This is a genomic window from Sandarakinorhabdus rubra (assembly GCF_010994245.1).
Classification (GTDB): Bacteria; Pseudomonadota; Alphaproteobacteria; order Sphingomonadales; family Sphingomonadaceae; genus Sandarakinorhabdus; species Sandarakinorhabdus rubra.
This window is the reverse complement of sequence record NZ_WMHO01000030.1, coordinates 1-16,686: the sequence shown is the minus strand read 5'-3', so window position 1 is coordinate 16,686 and position 16,686 is coordinate 1. Positions and strand designations below refer to the sequence as shown.

The 16,686-nt window shown below is 66.7% G+C and carries 21 protein-coding genes; 13 read left to right on the top strand and 8 right to left on the bottom strand.

Annotated features, from left to right (window positions below):
* The 13 genes from rpsE to GJV64_RS03415 all read left to right on the top strand — a co-directional run.
* On the top strand, window positions 1–634 hold a 634-nt coding region (gene rpsE / locus GJV64_RS03475), incomplete at its 5' end, for a 30S ribosomal protein S5 (RefSeq protein WP_235927578.1).
* A gap of 11 nt (window positions 635–645) precedes the next feature.
* A complete protein-coding gene (rpmD, locus tag GJV64_RS03470) occupies window positions 646–828 on the top strand; it encodes a 50S ribosomal protein L30 (protein WP_164155889.1) in 183 nt (60 codons plus the stop codon).
* Window positions 829–871: 43 nt separating this feature from the next.
* Entirely contained in the window at window positions 872–1,411 is a 540-nt protein-coding gene (gene rplO, locus GJV64_RS03465) for a 50S ribosomal protein L15 (RefSeq protein WP_164155888.1), read from the top strand.
* Window positions 1,412–1,512: 101 nt separating this feature from the next.
* Window positions 1,513–2,865, top strand: a complete 1,353-nt coding sequence (gene secY / locus GJV64_RS03460) for a preprotein translocase subunit SecY (RefSeq protein ID WP_164155887.1) — start codon at window positions 1,513–1,515, stop codon at window positions 2,863–2,865.
* Entirely contained in the window at window positions 2,862–3,509 is a 648-nt protein-coding gene (locus GJV64_RS03455) for an adenylate kinase (protein WP_164155886.1), read from the top strand. Before secY ends, GJV64_RS03455 begins: the two co-directional genes overlap by 4 nt.
* 193 nt (window positions 3,510–3,702) lie before the next feature.
* Window positions 3,703–4,071, top strand: coding sequence for a 30S ribosomal protein S13 (rpsM, locus tag GJV64_RS03450; protein ID WP_164155885.1), 369 nt, complete (start codon window positions 3,703–3,705; stop codon window positions 4,069–4,071).
* Window positions 4,072–4,134: 63 nt separating this feature from the next.
* Window positions 4,135–4,524: a 30S ribosomal protein S11 gene (gene rpsK, locus GJV64_RS03445; protein WP_156254317.1), complete on the top strand. Its 390-nt coding sequence runs from the start codon at window positions 4,135–4,137 to the stop codon at window positions 4,522–4,524.
* Window positions 4,525–4,654: 130 nt separating this feature from the next.
* Window positions 4,655–5,704: a DNA-directed RNA polymerase subunit alpha gene (locus GJV64_RS03440; RefSeq protein WP_164155884.1), complete on the top strand. Its 1,050-nt coding sequence runs from the start codon at window positions 4,655–4,657 to the stop codon at window positions 5,702–5,704.
* A gap of 226 nt (window positions 5,705–5,930) precedes the next feature.
* A complete protein-coding gene (gene rplQ / locus GJV64_RS03435) occupies window positions 5,931–6,344 on the top strand; it encodes a 50S ribosomal protein L17 (protein WP_164155883.1) in 414 nt (137 codons plus the stop codon).
* 23 nt (window positions 6,345–6,367) lie between these two features.
* On the top strand, window positions 6,368–6,859 hold the full coding sequence (gene secB / locus GJV64_RS03430; protein ID WP_205599514.1) for a protein-export chaperone SecB: 492 nt from the start codon (window positions 6,368–6,370) through the stop codon (window positions 6,857–6,859).
* Between the two features lie 216 nt (window positions 6,860–7,075).
* Window positions 7,076–8,635, top strand: a complete 1,560-nt coding sequence (gene murJ / locus GJV64_RS03425) for a murein biosynthesis integral membrane protein MurJ (protein ID WP_164155882.1) — start codon at window positions 7,076–7,078, stop codon at window positions 8,633–8,635.
* A gap of 11 nt (window positions 8,636–8,646) precedes the next feature.
* The gene (trpS, locus tag GJV64_RS03420; protein ID WP_164155881.1) at window positions 8,647–9,642 is read left to right on the top strand and encodes a tryptophan--tRNA ligase; all 996 of its coding nucleotides are present in this window, start codon (window positions 8,647–8,649) and stop codon (window positions 9,640–9,642) included.
* A 116-nt stretch (window positions 9,643–9,758) separates the two neighbouring features.
* The gene (locus GJV64_RS03415) at window positions 9,759–10,433 is read left to right on the top strand and encodes a DUF4136 domain-containing protein (protein WP_164155880.1); all 675 of its coding nucleotides are present in this window, start codon (window positions 9,759–9,761) and stop codon (window positions 10,431–10,433) included.
* Between the two features lie 70 nt (window positions 10,434–10,503).
* On the opposite strand, the gene GJV64_RS03410 is transcribed toward GJV64_RS03415, so the two are convergent.
* The 8 genes from GJV64_RS03410 to GJV64_RS03375 all read right to left on the bottom strand — a co-directional run.
* A complete protein-coding gene (locus tag GJV64_RS03410; RefSeq protein ID WP_164155879.1) occupies window positions 10,504–10,974 on the bottom strand; it encodes a hypothetical protein in 471 nt (156 codons plus the stop codon).
* A gap of 105 nt (window positions 10,975–11,079) precedes the next feature.
* On the bottom strand, window positions 11,080–11,457 hold the full coding sequence (locus GJV64_RS03405) for an ATP synthase F1 subunit epsilon (protein ID WP_164155878.1): 378 nt from the start codon (window positions 11,455–11,457) through the stop codon (window positions 11,080–11,082).
* A 3-nt stretch (window positions 11,458–11,460) separates the two neighbouring features.
* A complete protein-coding gene (gene atpD / locus GJV64_RS03400; RefSeq protein WP_164155877.1) occupies window positions 11,461–12,909 on the bottom strand; it encodes a F0F1 ATP synthase subunit beta in 1,449 nt (482 codons plus the stop codon).
* 4 nt (window positions 12,910–12,913) lie between these two features.
* Window positions 12,914–13,375: a DUF4259 domain-containing protein gene (locus GJV64_RS03395; RefSeq protein ID WP_164155876.1), complete on the bottom strand. Its 462-nt coding sequence runs from the start codon at window positions 13,373–13,375 to the stop codon at window positions 12,914–12,916.
* Window positions 13,376–14,254 (bottom strand): F0F1 ATP synthase subunit gamma, encoded by an 879-nt coding sequence (locus GJV64_RS03390; RefSeq protein WP_164155875.1) that lies wholly within the window; start codon window positions 14,252–14,254, stop codon window positions 13,376–13,378. It abuts the gene before it with no gap.
* A gap of 12 nt (window positions 14,255–14,266) precedes the next feature.
* The gene (gene atpA / locus GJV64_RS03385; protein WP_164155874.1) at window positions 14,267–15,796 is read right to left on the bottom strand and encodes a F0F1 ATP synthase subunit alpha; all 1,530 of its coding nucleotides are present in this window, start codon (window positions 15,794–15,796) and stop codon (window positions 14,267–14,269) included.
* 13 nt (window positions 15,797–15,809) lie between these two features.
* Window positions 15,810–16,370: a F0F1 ATP synthase subunit delta gene (locus GJV64_RS03380; RefSeq protein ID WP_235927577.1), complete on the bottom strand. Its 561-nt coding sequence runs from the start codon at window positions 16,368–16,370 to the stop codon at window positions 15,810–15,812.
* Window positions 16,371–16,497: 127 nt separating this feature from the next.
* A partial coding sequence (locus tag GJV64_RS03375; RefSeq protein WP_164155873.1) for a hypothetical protein occupies window positions 16,498–16,686 on the bottom strand: 189 nt, incomplete at its 5' end.

The following is a 16,686-nucleotide window of genomic DNA, read 5'->3' as shown; positions in this document are numbered from 1 at the left end:
CCGTGGCGGCGATCGCGGCCGCGGTGGTAACCGTGGCGGCGGCGAGCGTGGTGAGCGCGGCCAGCGCCGTGGTCGCGAAGCCAGCGGCGAGCCGGCCGGCGAGGAGCTGATCGAGAAGCTCGTCCACATCAACCGCGTGTCCAAGACGGTGAAGGGCGGCAAGCGCTTCGGCTTTGCCGCGCTGGTCGTGGTTGGCGATGGCAAGGGCCGGGTCGGCTTCGGCCATGGCAAGGCGCGCGAAGTGCCGGAAGCCATCGCCAAGGCGACGGCCGCTGCCAAGAAGGCGATGATCCGCGTGCCGCTGCGCGATGGCCGCACCCTGCACCATGATGGCTTCGGCCATTTCGGCGCCGGCAAGGTCTATGTCCGCTCGGCCACGCAGGGCACCGGCATCATCGCCGGCGGCCCGATGCGCGCCGTGTTCGAATCGCTGGGCGTTGCCGACGTGGTCACCAAGTCGGTGGGCACCAACAACCCCTACAACATGATCCGCGCCACCTTTGCGGCGCTGACCGGCCAGGTCAGCCCGAAGAGCGTGGCCCAGCGGCGCGGCAAGAAGGTCGTCGACCTGCTGGCGCGCCGTGGCGACGTGTCGGCCAAGGCGGCCGAAGCCGAAGCCGAAGCGGTGGCGTGACGGAGGAACCGATGGCCAAGCTGAAAGTCACCCAGATCGGTTCGCCGATCCGCCGCGCGCCCATCCAGGAAAAGAACCTGATCGGGCTGGGCCTCAACAAGCTGCATCGCAGCCGCGAGCACACTGACACGCCCGAAGTGCGTGGCATGATCGCCCGCGTGGCCCACCTCGTGAAGGTCGAAGAACTGGCCTGAACGCCACCCCCATCCCGCGCGTAAGCGAAAGCGAGTGCATCCCATGACGACCAAGCTCAATCATCTCCATGACAATCCCGGCGCCCGCAAGAAGCGCGTGCGCGTCGGCCGCGGCATCGGCTCCGGCCTCGGCAAGACCGCCGGGCGCGGCCAGAAGGGCCAGACCAGCCGTTCGGGCGTCGCCATCAACGGCTTCGAAGGCGGCCAGATGCCGCTGCACATGCGGCTGCCCAAGCGCGGCTTCAACAACATCTTCCGCAAGGATTATGCCGTCATCAACCTCGGCACCCTGCAGGCCGCGATCGACGCCGGCAAGCTGGATACCAAGGCGGTGATCGATGCCGAAGCGCTGGTGGCGGCCAAGGTGCTGACCCACGCCCGCGACGGCGTGCGCCTGCTGGGTGTCGGCGCGCTCACCGCCAAGGTGACGCTGAAGCTGGCCGGCGCCTCGGCCTCGGCCAAGGCCGCCGTGGAAGCCGCCGGTGGCTCGATCGAGCTGCCGCCGCCGCCGCCGGAACCGCTGAGCCGCGACGAGCAGAAGGCCGCCCGCGCCGCCGCCCGCGCCGCCAAGGCCGGGAAGTAACGGGGTCGGGGCAATCGACCCCATGGCAATCGCGCCGCGTGTCGCCTACATGAGGGCCGATACGCGGCGTTTGCCGTCCTCTTTGACCGGGTGAAGGTGCAATGGCGTCAGCCGCCGACAAGATGGCCGCGAACCTCTCGTTCGCCAATTTCTCCAAGGCCACCGAGCTCAAGAACCGCATCTGGTTCACGCTGGGCGCCCTGGTGGTGTTCCGGCTGATCAGCTTCGTGCCGCTGCCCGGCATTGATCCGCTCGCCCTTTCCAGCCTGTTCGAACAGACGCGCGGCGGCGTCCTCGATTTCTTCAACATGTTCTCCGGCGGCGCGCTCGAACGCATGAGCCTGATCGCGCTGGGCGTCACGCCCTACATCACCGCCTCCATCGTGGTGCAGCTGCTCACCAGCCTCGTGCCCAGCTTCATGGCGCTGAAGAAGGAAGGCGAGGCCGGGCGCAAGACGCTGAACCAGTATACCCGCTATGGCACGGTGTTCCTCACCATCCTGCAGGGCTATGGCATTGCCGTCGGCCTGGAAGGCTGGGGCGCCGGCCAGGGTGTTTCGGCGGTCATCGATCCGGGCTGGTTCTTCCGCATCTCGACGGTGATCTCGCTGCTCGGCGGCACCATGTTCCTGATGTGGCTGGGTGAACAGATCACCAGCCGCGGCATCGGCAACGGCATCTCGCTGATCATCATGGCCGGCATCGTGGCGCAGCTGCCCGTCGCGCTCGGCACCATGTTCGAACAGGGCCGCACCGGCGCGCTGTCGACCGGCTTCGTGCTGCTGATCGCGGTGGTGGCGCTGGCGACCATCGCCGTCATCTGCGTGTTCGAACGCGCGGTCAGGAAGATCCTGATCCAGTATCCCAAGCGCCAGGTCGGCAATCGCATGTTCCAGGGCGATTCCAGCTTCCTGCCGCTGAAGATCAACACCTCGGGCGTGATCCCGCCGATCTTCGCCAGCTCGCTGCTGCTGATGCCGCTGACCGTGGCGCAGTTCCTCAGCCAGCAGGGCAATGCGCCGGAATGGTTGACCACGGTGACCACCGCGCTCCAGCACGGCGCGCCGCTCTACATGATCCTCTATGCCGCCGGCATCATCTTCTTCAGCTTCTTCTACACCGCGGTGGTGTTCAACCCCGAGGAAACGGCCGAGAATCTGAAGAAGTATGGCGGCTTCGTGCCCGGCATCCGGCCCGGCGCGCGCACCGCGGAATATCTCGATTTCGTGCTCACCCGGCTGACGGTCATTGGCGCCGCCTATCTCACCGCCATCTGCCTGCTGCCGGAATTCCTGATCAGCGAGCTGAAGGTGCCCTTCTATTTCGGTGGCACGTCGCTGTTGATCGTGGTCAACGTGACGATGGACACGGTGGCCCAGATCCAGAGCCACATGCTGGCCCATCAATATGAGGGACTCATCAAGAAGTCCAAACTCAGGGGGAATCGCCGTTGAACCTCATCCTGCTGGGCCCGCCGGGGGCGGGCAAGGGCACCCAGGCCAGCCGCCTCGTGAAGGAGCGCGGCATGGTCCAGCTGTCCACCGGTGACATGCTGCGCGCCGCCGTGGCCGCCGGCACGCCGGTGGGCCTCGCCGCCAAGGCGGTGATGGACGCCGGCGGGCTCGTCTCCGACGAGATCGTCAACGGCATCCTCTCGGAACGGCTGGACCAGCCGGACGCGCGTGCCGGCTTCATTCTCGATGGCTATCCGCGCACCGACGTGCAGGCCGATGCGCTTGATGCGATGCTGGGCGACAAGGGGCTGCAGATCGACCATGTCATCGAACTGGTGGTGGACGAAGACGCGCTGGTGGACCGCATCACCGGCCGCTTCACCTGCGGCAGCTGTGGCGAAGGCTATCATGATCGCTACAAGCTGCCCAAGGTGGCCGACACCTGCGACGTGTGCGGCGGCCACGCGTTCAAGCGCCGCGCCGACGACAATGCCTCGACCGTGCGGCAGCGCATGGCCGAGTATCGCGCCAAGACCGCGCCGATCATCCCGCACTACCAGTCGCGTGGCATCGTCGCCCGCGTCGACGGCATGGCCAGCATGGACGCGGTGGCGGGCAGCATCGACGCCATTCTCGACGCCTGAGCCGGCGCCCGGCGCCGTGCGGCGCAGGGCGGCTTGACATTCGCACGACTCACCGCTAACGCCGCCTCTTCCGCATGAACGGAATGGCAACCGGCGCCCCCGATGGGCAGCCGGCTCGTTCCTTTGGCGGCAAATTGCTTTGAGATGGCTGCCCCTTGCCCCGGGCGCCGTGGAGCGCGAAAGGACAACAACTGTGGCACGTATTGCGGGTGTCAACATCCCGACCAACAAGCGCGTGGAAATCGCGCTCACCTATATCCATGGCATCGGCCGCACCACCGCCAGCCGCCTGGCTGCCGAACTGGGCTTCCCGCCGGAGCGCCGGGTGCAGGACCTGACCGACGCCGAGATCCTGTCGATCCGCGAGAAGATCGACCGCGAGCTCACCGTGGAAGGTGACCTGCGCCGCCAGAACGCGATGAACATCAAGCGCCTGATGGATCTCGCCTGCTATCGTGGCCTGCGCCATCGCAAGGGCCTGCCCGTGCGCGGCCAGCGCACCCACACCAACGCCCGCACCCGCAAGGGCAAGGCCAAGCCGATCGCCGGCAAGAAGAAGTAAGCGCGCTTACCCCGCTGCTACGCTTCCTCACCACTGGCCCACCGCTTTTCAGGGATATTTGAAATGGCTCGCGAAGTTGCCCGCATCAAGCGCAGGGAACGCAAGAACATCACCAGCGGCGTCGCGCATGTGAACGCCAGCTTCAACAACACCATGATCACCATCACCGATGCCCAGGGCAATGCCATTGCCTGGTCTTCGGCCGGGACCATGGGCTTCAAGGGCAGCCGCAAGTCGACGCCGTTCGCGGCGCAGATGGCCGCCGAAGACGCCGGCAAGAAGGCCGCCGAACATGGCGTGCGCACGCTGGAAGTGGAAGTGCGCGGCCCCGGTTCTGGCCGCGAATCGGCGCTGCGCGCGCTGCAGGCGGTGGGCTTCACCATCACGGCCATCCGCGATGTGACGCCGATCCCGCACAACGGCGTGCGCCCGCCCAAGCGTCGTCGCGTCTGATCCGTCCGCCCCGGCGCCGGTCCCTTGTGGGCCCCGCGCTCGACTTTCTGGGCCGACGGACGGGCGGGTGACGATCCGCTCTTCCCAAGACCCTCTCCAGATTCCCGCACTCCAGACCGAGGTGAACCCCGTGGCCGTCATCGCCAAGAACTGGACCGAACTGAAAAAGCCCAATCGCCTGGAGCAGCGCCCCAGCGGCGATGGCCGGCACAAGGCATCCTTCGTTGCTGAACCGCTGGAACGCGGCTTCGGCCTGACGCTGGGCAACGCGCTGCGCCGCGTGCTGCTGTCCTCGCTGCAGGGCGCGGCGATCACCGCCATCAAGATGGACGGGGCGCTGCACGAATTCTCCAGCCTGCCGGGCGTGCGCGAGGACGTGACCGACATCGTGCTGAACATCAAGCAGGTGGCAATCCGCATGGCCGGTGATCAGGCCAAGCGCGTCTTCCTGAACGCCACCGGCCCGGGCCCGGTCACCGCCGGCCAGATCGCCGTGACCGGCGACATGGAGGTGATGAACAAGGATCTGGTGATCTGCAACCTGGATGCCGGCGCCACGCTGAACATGGAACTGACGGTGGAAACCGGTAAGGGCTATGTGCCGGCCAGCGCCAACCGCCCGGCCGATGCGCCGATCGGCCTGATCCCGGTTGATGCGCTCTACTCGCCGGTGCGCCAGGTCAGCTACAAGGTGGATCCGACCCGCGTCGGCCAGGAGCTTGACTATGACAAGCTGACCATCTCGGTCGACACCGATGGCAGCCTGTCGCCGGAAGATGCGCTGGCCTATGCCGCCAAGATCCTGCAGGACCAGCTGCAGCTGTTCGTCAACTTCGAGGAAGCCGCTGTCTCCGCCCCGGTGACGCATGCCGTGCCCGGCGGCCCGGTGGAAGTGGACGATACCGCCAGCATCAACCGCTACCTGCTCAAGAAGGTGGACGAGCTGGAACTGTCGGTGCGTTCGGCCAACTGCCTCAAGAACGACAACATCATCTACATCGGCGATCTCGTGCAGAAGACCGAGAGCGAGATGCTGCGCACGCCGAACTTCGGCCGCAAGTCGCTGAACGAGATCAAGGAAGTCCTGTCCCAGATGGGCCTGCGGCTCGGCATGGAAATCCCCGGCTGGCCGCCCGAGAACATCGAGGAAATGGCCAAGAAGCTGGAACAGGAGTTTTAAGCCGGTCGGCTGGCAGCAACGCGCAGCGTTGCGGCCAGACTCGACCGAGCGGCGGCCAGCCGGGCCGCGCGGCCGCCTCAGCGGCCAAGCGGAACCGGTCTGACGTCAGCCCGTGGCTTTGCCACGGGCGCTCTCCCCGAGAGAGCAAAAGGGGAAACTGGCTGACCCCATCATCAGCCTGGTCCGGGGTACCTTGCACGGCCCCTGAACGAACGGAGCAAGACACATGCGCCACGGCGTTGCCCATCGCAAACTCGGCCGCACCACCAGCCATCGCCTTGCGATGCTGCGGAACATGTCGGCCAGCCTGATCAAGCACGAGCAGATCAAGACGACGCTTCCCAAGGCCAAGGAGTTGCGTCCCTATGTCGAGAAGCTGGTGACGCTGGCCAAGCATGGCGGCCTGTCGAACCGCCGCCTCGCCCACGCCCGCCTGCAGGACAACACCCAACTGGTGAAGCTGTTCGACGTGCTGGCCGCGCGCTATGCGGACCGGCCGGGCGGTTATGTCCGCGTGGTCAAGGCCGGCATCCGCCGCTCCGACGCCACGCCTATGGCGATCATCGAGTTCGTGGACCGCGACGTGGACGCCAAGGGCCAGGATTCGGGCCAGGTCGAAAGCTTCGGTGACGACGAATAAGCGCTTCAGGAAGGATCGCCAGCATGGCCGACGAGAATGACCTGGGCGCCAACCCAGAAAATGGCTTTGATGGTGGCGACGAGCCGCTGCCGCAGGTGGCGATCCTCACCCAGTATGTGAAGGACCTGTCGTTCGAGAACCCCAATGCGCCGGGCAGCCTGCAGGTGCAGGCCCAACCGCGTATCGACGTCAACGTGGGCGTCAATGCCCGCAAGGCGGCAGACGACGTGTTCGAGGTCGAGCTGAAGATCAGCGCCAAGGCCGATGTGGACGGCAATGCCGCCTTCATGGTGGAACTGCTCTATGCCGGGCTGTTCGGCCTGAAGAACGTGCCGGAAGAGGCGCTGGAGCCCTTCTGCATCATCGAGGCGCCGCGCATCCTGTTCCCCTTCGCCCGCCGCATCATTGCCGATGCCGTGCGTGACGGCGGCTTCCCGCCGCTGATGCTGGATCCGATCGATTTCGGGCAGCTCTATCTGGCCCAGCAGCAACAGGGCCAGGTTGGAAATGCCTGATGCTTCCCCTCTCCCCTTGCGGGAGAGGGTCGACTCGCGGCAAGCGAGCGGGGTGAGGGGTCTGGTTATCTCGTTCAGGGCAGCGTCGCGGCAGAGCCGCGCCGTGACGTCGAAGCGGTTCAGCGCGCATGAGCGCGCGCTGCCCGCCCGGCCGCACTTGCGCCTGTCGGCGCGCGGCACGCGCGCCAAGCATCCGAATTGTTTGGGCGCTTCGCGATGAGCCTCGTCCGCGCCACCGCCACCATCGGCAGCCTCACCCTGCTGTCGCGCATCGGCGGGTTCGTGCGCGATGTGCTGCAGGCCAGCTTCCTGGGCGCTGGCATGGCGGCAGACGCCTTCCTGATCGCGCAGCGCCTGCCCAACCTGTTCCGCGCGCTCTTTGCCGAAGGCGCCTTTGCCTCGGCCTTCGTGCCGATGTTCAACCGTCAGGTGGGCGCCGACGGTGGGCGCATCGAGGGCGCCCGCCGCTTTGCCGAGGATGTGCTGGCCGTGCTGCTGCCTGTGCTGCTGGCCTTCACCGTGGTGATGGTGGCGGCGGCCGCTCCGGTGGTGTGGGCGCTCACGGGCGGCTTTCCCGATGGCGCGCCGGGCAAGTTCGCGCTCACCGTCGATTTCACCCGATTGACCTTTCCCTACCTGGCGCTGATCAGTCTCGTCTCGTTGCTGGGTGGCTTGCTGAACTCGGTGGGCCGCTTTGCCGTCAATGCCGCCGCGCCGATCCTGTTGAACCTGGTGCTGATTGCCGGACTGCTGTGGTCGCGCGGGTCCGAGGATGTCCTCGTTGGCCGCGTGCAGGCACTGTGCGTCACGCTGGGCGGCGTGGCCCAGCTGGTCTGGCTGATGTGTTCGTGTCGGCAGGCCGGGATTTCGCTGCGGCTCAGGCTGCCCCGGCTCACGCCGCAGGTGCGCCAGCTGATGGCGCTGATCGTGCCAGCGGCGCTGGGGGCCGGGGCCGTGCAGATCAACCTCGTCATTTCCACCGCGCTCGCCGCGCGCTTCCTGGGCGAGGGCGCGGTCAGCTGGCTCTATTATGCCGATCGCCTCAACCAGCTGCCGCTGGGCATCATCGGCATCGGGGTCGGCACCGCGCTATTGCCCACCATGTCGCGGCTGATCGGCGCCGATGATGCGCCGGCCGCGATCGCCCAGCAGAACCGCGCGATCGAGCTGGTGCTGCTGCTCACCCTGCCGGCGGCCGCCGGCCTGGCGCTCGTGGCGGTGCCGATCATCAACCTGTTGTTCGAACATGGCCAGTTCGGCGCCGCCGACACCGCGGCCACTGCGGCGGCGCTGAGCGCCTTTGCCCTGGGGCTGCCGGCCTATGTGCTGATCAAGGTGCTCACCCCCGGCTTCCACGCCCGCGGCGACACGGCAACGCCGGTGCGCGTGGCGGTGGCGGCCATGCTGATCAACCTCGGGGCAAACCTCGTGCTGATCTGGCCCCTGGGTCATGTCGGCATCGCCGTGGGCACGGCAATCGCGGCGTGGAGCAATGCCGGCGTGCTGGCCTGGCTGCTCAATCGTCGCGGCCAGTTCACGCTGGATGCCGGCGCGCGGGCCAGTCTGCCGCGCTATGTCGCGGCCACGCTGGCCATGCTGGCCGTGCTGCTGCTGCTTCGGCAGCTGTTGCCGGTGCCCGGCCCGGGGCTGCTGGCGCGTGGGCTGGCGCTGGCGCTGTTGCTTGGAGCGGGTGGCCTCGCCTATCTGGCGGCGGCGCGCGCGCTGGGGCTGTTCACCTTCAATGGCCTCGCGGCGAAACTGAAACGGAAACGATAGGTGCTTCTGGGATGAAACGGGTCTTTTCGGGCATCCAGCCCACCGGCAATCTCCACCTCGGCAATTATCTGGGCGCCATCCGCAACTGGGTGCGCCTGCAGAACGAGGCCGAGTGCATCTTCTCGGTCGTCGATCTCCACGCCATCACCGTGGCGCAGGATCCGGCAACCCTGCGGCGCGGCATTCACGAGATGGTGGCGGCGCTGATCGCGGCCGGGCTCGACCCTGAACGCTGCATCCTGTTCCCGCAGAGCCGGGTGCGGGTGCATGCCGAACTGGCCTGGGTGCTGATGTGCACGGCGCGAGTCGGCTGGCTCAACCGCATGACCCAGTTCAAGGAAAAGAGCGGCAAGGACCGCGAGGGCGCCTCGGTGGGCCTTTATACCTATCCGGTGCTGCAGGCCGCCGACATCCTGGCCTACAAGGCCACCCATGTGCCGGTGGGGGAGGACCAGAAGCAGCATCTGGAGCTGGCGCGTGACATCGCCATCAAGTTCAACAACGACATGGGCGTCGATCTGTTCCCACCGCCCGAGCCGGTGATCGAGGGACCGGCGACGCGCGTCATGTCCCTGCGCGACGGCACGGCAAAGATGTCGAAGAGCGACCCCAGCGACCAGAGCCGCATCAACCTGACCGACGATGCCGACGCCATCGCCGCCAAGGTGAAGCGCGCCAAGACCGATCCCGAGGCGCTGCCCAGTGAACCGGCCGGCCTCGCCGGACGGCCGGAGGCGGCCAACCTCGTCAACCTGATGGCGGCGCTGTCGGACCGCACGGTGGATGCGGTTCTGGCCGAATTTGGCGGCAAGGGCTTCGGCGCCTTCAAGCCGGCGCTGGCCGACGTGATGGTGGCGAAGCTGGCGCCGATCACGCAGCGCTTCACGGCGCTGAAGGATGACACGGCGGCGATCGAGGCCATCTGCGCCCGCGGTGCCGAGCGGGCGCTGGCCATTGCCGAGCCGGTGTTGGCCGAGGTGCATCGGGCGGTGGGGTTCCGATCGTAACTGGCGATGAAGCGCGGGCGCCGCTTGCGGCAGGACGGGCCATTCATCGGCCAGTCAGTTGTGCGGGCATAAGTTCGCGGCTAACATTGCATTCTCGTAAGGTGGAGCACCGACTCATGAAGAAGATCAGCCCGAACGTCCGTCTGGTACTGCCGGTGGCGGCTGCCCTGGCGCTTTCGGCCTGCGTGTCGCCGTTCGAGGCGCGGGTGGCCCGCTTCCAGCAACTGCCGGCGCCGGCTGGCAACAGCTTCGTTATCGAGCCGCGCGACAAGGCCAATGAAGGCGGGCTGGAGTTCGCCACCTACGCCAATCTGGTGCGCCAGCGGCTGATCGCCGCCGGCTTCCAGGAAGCCAGCGGCCCGGATGCGGCGGCGATGACCGTCCAGCTCGACTATAATGTCACCGATCCGCGCGAGAAGGTCCGCTCGCGCCCCGGCTTCGGCTGGGGCGGCTGGGGCGGCTGGGGCGGCGGCTTCGGCGGCTTTGGCTGGAACCCCTATTGGGGCGGCGGCTGGGGCCCGGGCTTCGGCGGCTGGGGCGGCAACGACGTCTACAGCGTCACCACCTACAATGCCGTGGTGGCGATGCGCATCAACCGCAACGCCGACAAGAAGAGCGTGTTCGAAGGCCGCGCCGAAACCACCAGCAGCAGCAACAACCTCACCCAGCTGGTGCCCAACCTGGTGACAGCGATGTTCACCAACTTCCCCGGCAACAGCGGCGAGACGGTGCGCGTGCGCTTCGATCCGGCGCGGCCGGACAAGCCGCCGACCATCAAGCCGGTGCGCTGAGCGCAGCGACAACAAAAAGGGGCGCCGGTGCGAACCGGCGCCCCTTTTCGTTGCGCTGCCCGTTACGCTATCAGTTCCGGGGTGTTTCCTCATTGTAACCCATGCGGTTGGTGCGATCCTGCGCCCAGGCTTCCGCCTGCCTTTGGTTGCAGCCGGTCATGCCGCCGGGGCCGACCACGCTGCAGCTGCCGATGCTGTTGCCGGCGCCGCCGGTGCCGCTGCCCAGCAGCAGGGCCCGGTTCTGGGTCAGCACGCTCTGGCGGGTCTGCGCCTTCCGCAAGGGTTCGGGGATGCGATAGACCTCTGATTCCGGCAGGCGCGCGCACACCACCACTTCGTCAGCGGAGCTTGGCTTGGGGCATTCCTCGTTGCCGAACACGGTCACCAGCCGCTGGCGGGGCTGGCTGCCGTCTCCGGATGGCAGGTCGCTGGGCTTCAGCATGGAGGGGCGCGGCGGCGCCGTGGTGGGATTGGCCGGCTGTTGTTGGGCGCCCAGCGGCGCCGCTGCAACCAGGACAAGAACGGCGGTCAGGCGGCGCATCGATGCAGGCTCCACGGGGGACTTCCCGTTCAGATTAGGCGGTTTGTGCCAACGGGGGAACCGCCAATCTTGCGTGCCATCACCAGCCTTGCTGGCGGCTGAACCTCAGTTCGTGGCGGCCGCCTGCATCGCTTCCAGCCGCGCGACGGCAGCTTCGTCACCGGCGGCGCGGGCGGACGCCAGCTCGCTGGCCACGGCGGCCACGTCGATCTCGGCGACGGGCGTGGCCTTTTCGGCGAGGATGGTGAGGCCGGTGGCCGTCACCTCGGCAAAGCCGCCCTCGATGAAGAAGCGCATCGTCGCCGGCCCGCCATCGGTTTCATGGATGGCGATGGCACCGGGGCGGATGGTCGACATCATCGGCGCATGGCCGGCCAGCACACCGAAGTCGCCTTCGCTGCCGGGCACGACCACCATCGCCACCTTGGCCTTTGCCAGCCGGCGCTCGGGCGAGACGAGTTCGAAATCGAGCAGGTCCGCCATGGGTTACGCCGCGTCCGCGGCCAGCTTCTGGGCCTTGGCGACTGCGTCCTCGATGGTGCCGACCATGTAGAAGGCCGCCTCCGGCAGATGGTCATACTCGCCGTTCACCACCGCCTTGAAGCCCTTGATCGTGTCTTCCACGCTCACGAACACGCCGGGCGAACCGGTGAAGATTTCGGCGACGTGGAACGGCTGGCTCAGGAAGCGCTGGATCTTGCGGGCGCGCGACACGGTCAGCTTGTCCTCTTCCGACAGCTCGTCCATGCCCAGGATCGCGATGATGTCCTGCAGGCTCTTGTACTTCTGCAGGATTTCCTGGACCGAGCGGGCGACGGCATAATGTTCCTCGCCGACGATGCGCGGCTCCAGCACGCGGCTGGTCGAATCGAGCGGATCGACCGCCGGATAGATGCCGAGTTCGGAGATCGCGCGGCTCAGCACGGTGGTGGCGTCAAGGTGGGCGAAGCTGGTGGCCGGCGCCGGGTCGGTCAAGTCGTCGGCGGGCACGTAGATGGCCTGCACCGAGGTGATCGAGCCCTTGTTGGTCGACGTGATGCGCTCCTGCAGGGCGCCCATGTCGGTGGCCAGTGTCGGCTGATAGCCCACCGCCGACGGGATGCGGCCCAGCAGCGCCGACACTTCCGAGCCGGCCTGGGTGAAGCGGAAGATATTGTCCACGAAGAACAGCACGTCCTGGCCTTCGACGTCGCGGAAATATTCGGCGATGGTCAGGCCCGAAAGCGCGACGCGGGCGCGGGCGCCGGGCGGCTCGTTCATCTGGCCATAGACCAGCGCCACCTTGGAGCCTTCGGAAATGGCGTTGCCATCGGCGTCCGAAGCGATGACCCCGGCTTCGAGGAATTCGTGATAAAGATCATTGCCTTCGCGGGTGCGCTCACCCACGCCGGCAAACACCGAGGTGCCGCCGTGGCCCTTGGCGATGTTGTTGATCAGTTCCTGGATCAGCACGGTCTTGCCGACGCCGGCGCCGCCGAACAGGCCGATCTTGCCGCCCTTGGCGTAGGGGGCCAACAGGTCGATCACCTTGATGCCGGTGACGAGGATGCTCGATTCGGTCGACTGGTCGACGAATTCCGGGGCCGGGGCGTGGATCGGCGCGGTGTTGGTCTGGTCGATGGGGCCGCGCTCGTCGATCGGCTCGCCGATGACGTTCATGATGCGGCCCAGCGTGGCCGGGCCAACCGGCACGCGGATCTGGCTGCCGGTGTCGGTCACTTCCTGGCCGCGCACCAGGCCGTCGGTGGCGTCCATGGCGATGGTGCGCACGGCGTTCTCACCGAGGTGCTGGGCGACTTCGAGCACAAGGCGGTTGCCGCCGACGCGGGTTTCCAGCGCCGAGAGGATGGCCGGCAGTTCGCCTTCGAAGGTCACGTCGACAACGGCGCCGATGACCTGGCTGATGCGCCCGACATTGTTGGTAGTGTTGGCCATGGAATCAATCCTTCCGAGATTCATCAATACTAGCTTGCAGGCGCAGATGGAGGTCCAATAGTCCGCCGAGCCAACCGTCTAGTTCGCCGGCGTCTTCCCATTCGCCGCGCAGAGATTCATTCGCAGGAATGGCTTCGACAACAGTTAGAGCCAAAGGCGCGAGCCGCCGTGCCGCTTCCCTGTCAGTTTGTGCCCATGAAACGACCTTGCGCCAATCAAAAGGCAGGTGCGGCTCAGTGCTTTCGACCACGCTCATCCGTTCCCCGGCAGGCACAGCGGGGCGTCCCATCCCCGCAGCGACGATTTCTGCAGCCGCATAGGAAACATCAACATCGAAGTCATCTTGCGATGCCGCAAAAGTTTGCAAGGCAGTTTCCACCATTTCCCAAGCGGGCGTATACGCCAATTCCATCAGGAATCCGACCGCGTCATCATTCTGGTCGAACAGGTGGCCCCAGGTGCCCATTTACAACGCCTCCGCCCCCGAGATGATCTCGATCAGTTCCTTGGTGATCGCGGCCTGTCTCGTGCGGTTGTAGGTGATGGTGAGCCGGTTGATCATGTCGCCGGCGTTGCGGGTGGCGTTGTCCATCGCGGTCATGCGGCTGCCCTGTTCGGACGCGGCATTTTCGAGCAGTGCGCGGAAGACCTGCACGGCGAGATTCTTGGGCAGCAGATCGGCGAGGATGGCCTCCTCGTCCGGCTCATACTCCACGCTGGCCTCGGCACCGGTGGCATCGCCAGTCGCGGGCAGCGCCGCCGGGATGATCTGCAGCCGCGTCGGCTCCTGGTTCAGGGCCGAGCGGAAGGTGGAGAAGAACAGGTGGGCGACGTCGAACTCGCCCGCCTCGAACCGGGCGACCACGTCATCGGCGACCGCCTTGGCGTCGGCGAAGGCCACGCTCTTGATGTGGCTCATGTCGACCGTGCCGACAATCAGCTCCTTGTGGGTGCGGGCGAAGGGCGCGCGCGCCTTCTTGCCGACGAACAGCAGCTTCACCGTCTTGCCCTGGCCCTGGAGTTCCTCGAGGGTGCGGCGAGCGAGCTTGGCGATGTTGCTGTTGAAGCCGCCGGCCAGGCCGCGCTCCGACGAGCAGATGACCAGCAGATGCACCTTGTCATTGCCGGTGCCGGCGAGCAGGCGCGGGCTTTCCGTCCCCACCGTGACCTTGCTGGCAAGGCTCGCCATCACCGCGGCCATGCGCCCCGAATAGGGGCGCGCGGCCTCCGCGGCTTCCTGTGCGCGCCGCAGCTTGGCGGCCGCCACCATCTTCATCGCCTTGGTGATCTTCTGCGTCGACTTCACCGAGGTGATGCGGGTCTTCAGGCTCTTGAGGCTGGGCACGCCGCCGCTTCCTTAACCGAAGGTCTTGGCGAAGGCGCCGATCACGTCCTTCAGCTTGGCGATGGTGTCGGCGCTCAGGTCCTTCTTGTCGCGGATGTCGGCCAGGATGTCGGCATGGCTGCTCTTGATGTGGCTCAGGAGCGAGGCTTCGAAGCGGGTGACCGCCGTGGCTTCGATGCCATCGAGGAAGCCGTTGACGCCGGCGAAGATCGACACGACCTGGTCTTCGAACGGCATCGGCTTGAACTGGCCCTGCTTCAGGAGCTCGGTCAGCCGCTTGCCCCGGTTCAGCAGCTTCTGGGTCGAGGCATCGAGGTCGGAGCCGAACTGCGCGAAGGCAGCCATCTCGCGATACTGGGCCAGCTCCAGCTTGATGCTGCCCGCCACCTTCTTCATCGCCTTGGTCTGCGCGGCCGAGCCGACGCGGCTCACCGACAGGCCGACGTTGATGGCCGGGCGGACGCCTTGATAGAACAGCTCGGTTTCGAGGAAGATCTGGCCATCGGTGATCGAGATCACGTTGGTCGGGATGTACGCCGAAACGTCACCGGCCTGCGTCTCGATGATCGGCAGCGCGGTCAGCGAGCCATTGCCGTTGGCGTCGTTCATCTTGGCGGCGCGCTCCAGCAGGCGGCTGTGCAGATAGAAGACGTCGCCCGGATAGGCTTCGCGGCCCGGCGGGCGGCGCAGCAACAGCGACATCTGGCGATAGGCGACCGCCTGCTTCGACAGGTCGTCATAGACGATCACGGCGTGCATGCCGTTGTCGCGGAAAAACTCGCCCATGGTGCAGCCGGTGTAGGGCGCCAGGAACTGCAGCGGCGCCGGTTCCGACGCGGTGGCGGCGACCACGATCGAATATTCCATGGCGCCATTTTCTTCGAGCTGGCGCACGATCTGCGCCACGGTCGAGCGCTTCTGGCCGACGGCGACATAGATGCAATAGAGCTTCTTCGATTCATCATCCCCGGCGTTGACGCCCTTCTGGTTGATGAAGGTGTCGATGGCGACAGCGGTCTTGCCAGTCTGGCGGTCACCGATGATCAGCTCGCGCTGGCCGCGGCCGACGGGCACCAGGGCGTCGAGCGCCTTCAGACCGGTCTGCATCGGTTCGTGCACGGACTTGCGCGGGATGATGCCCGGCGCCTTCACCTCGACGCGCATGCGCGTGACGTCGGTGAGCGGCCCCTTGCCGTCGATCGGGTTGCCCAGGCCGTCAACGACGCGGCCCAAGAGGCCCTTGCCCACCGGCACGTCGACGATGGTGCCGGTGCGCTTGACGGTGTCGCCTTCCTTGATGGCGCTGTCCGAACCGAAGATCACGATGCCGACATTGTCGGTCTCGAGGTTCAGGGCCATGCCCTTGATGCCGCCGGGAAATTCCACCATCTCGCCGGCCTGCACATTGTCGAGGCCGTGCACGCGGGCGATGCCGTCGCCCACGCTCAGCACCTGGCCGACTTCCGAGACCTGCGCCTCGGTGCCGAAATTGGCGATCTGGTCCTTGATGATCCGCGAGATTTCGGCGGCGTTGATGTCCATCTTTGGGTCCTTCTCAGGCTTTCAGCGCCAGGCCGAGATTGTCGAGCCGGGTCTTCAAACTGCTGTCGATCATGCGGCTGCCCACACGCACCACGAGGCCGCCGAGGATGGCGGGATCAACCCGCACGTCCAGAGTCACGTCGCGGCCGATGCCGGCCTTCAACTTGGCGGCCAGCGCCTTGGATTGCGCTGCCGAAAGCTTGTGGGCGCTGGTCACCTGCGCCGTCACTTCGCCCTTGCGGGCCGCGTTCAGCGCCGCAAAATCGCGGATCACCGCCGGCAGCAGGGCGAGCCGGCGATTGGCGGCAAGCACGCCGAGGAAATTCTTGGTGAGGGCGTCAACGCCCAGCCCTTCCGCCACCCCGGCCACGGCCGCGCCGGCAGCGCCGCGCCCGACCAGCGGGGATGAGATCAGGGACTGCAGGTCAGTCGATTCGTCCAGCGCCTCCCGCAGCGACTTGAGGCTGGCCTCGACCGCGCCCAGCGCCTTGCCCGAAACTGCCAGTTCGAACAGCGCGCGCGCATAGCGACCGGAAAGGCCGGTGGCCACGCTGGAAGAAATCTGTGCGTCCAAGGCTTCAGCCCCGCTCTGGTTCGGATATGACAAAAGGGCGCGGCAGACGATGCCCGCCACTTGCGCGGCGCGGCTAGCATGGGGGCCGCGATGTTGCAAGGCAGCATTGCCGGCATTTGGGGCCACCTCACGGCCGCTGGCCGACCCGAACGAGGAGCGGCAGCGCCGCGAACAGGATTTGCCCCGCCAGGCCCAGCAAGCCGGCCGGCGCCAGCAGCGCTGCGAGATGCTCGCCTGCGGTGCGCCCGAAGGCCAGCGACAGCCCCAGTTCTGCCGCCATCAGCCACAGGAACGCCGTGCCGCCCATCACCGCCCG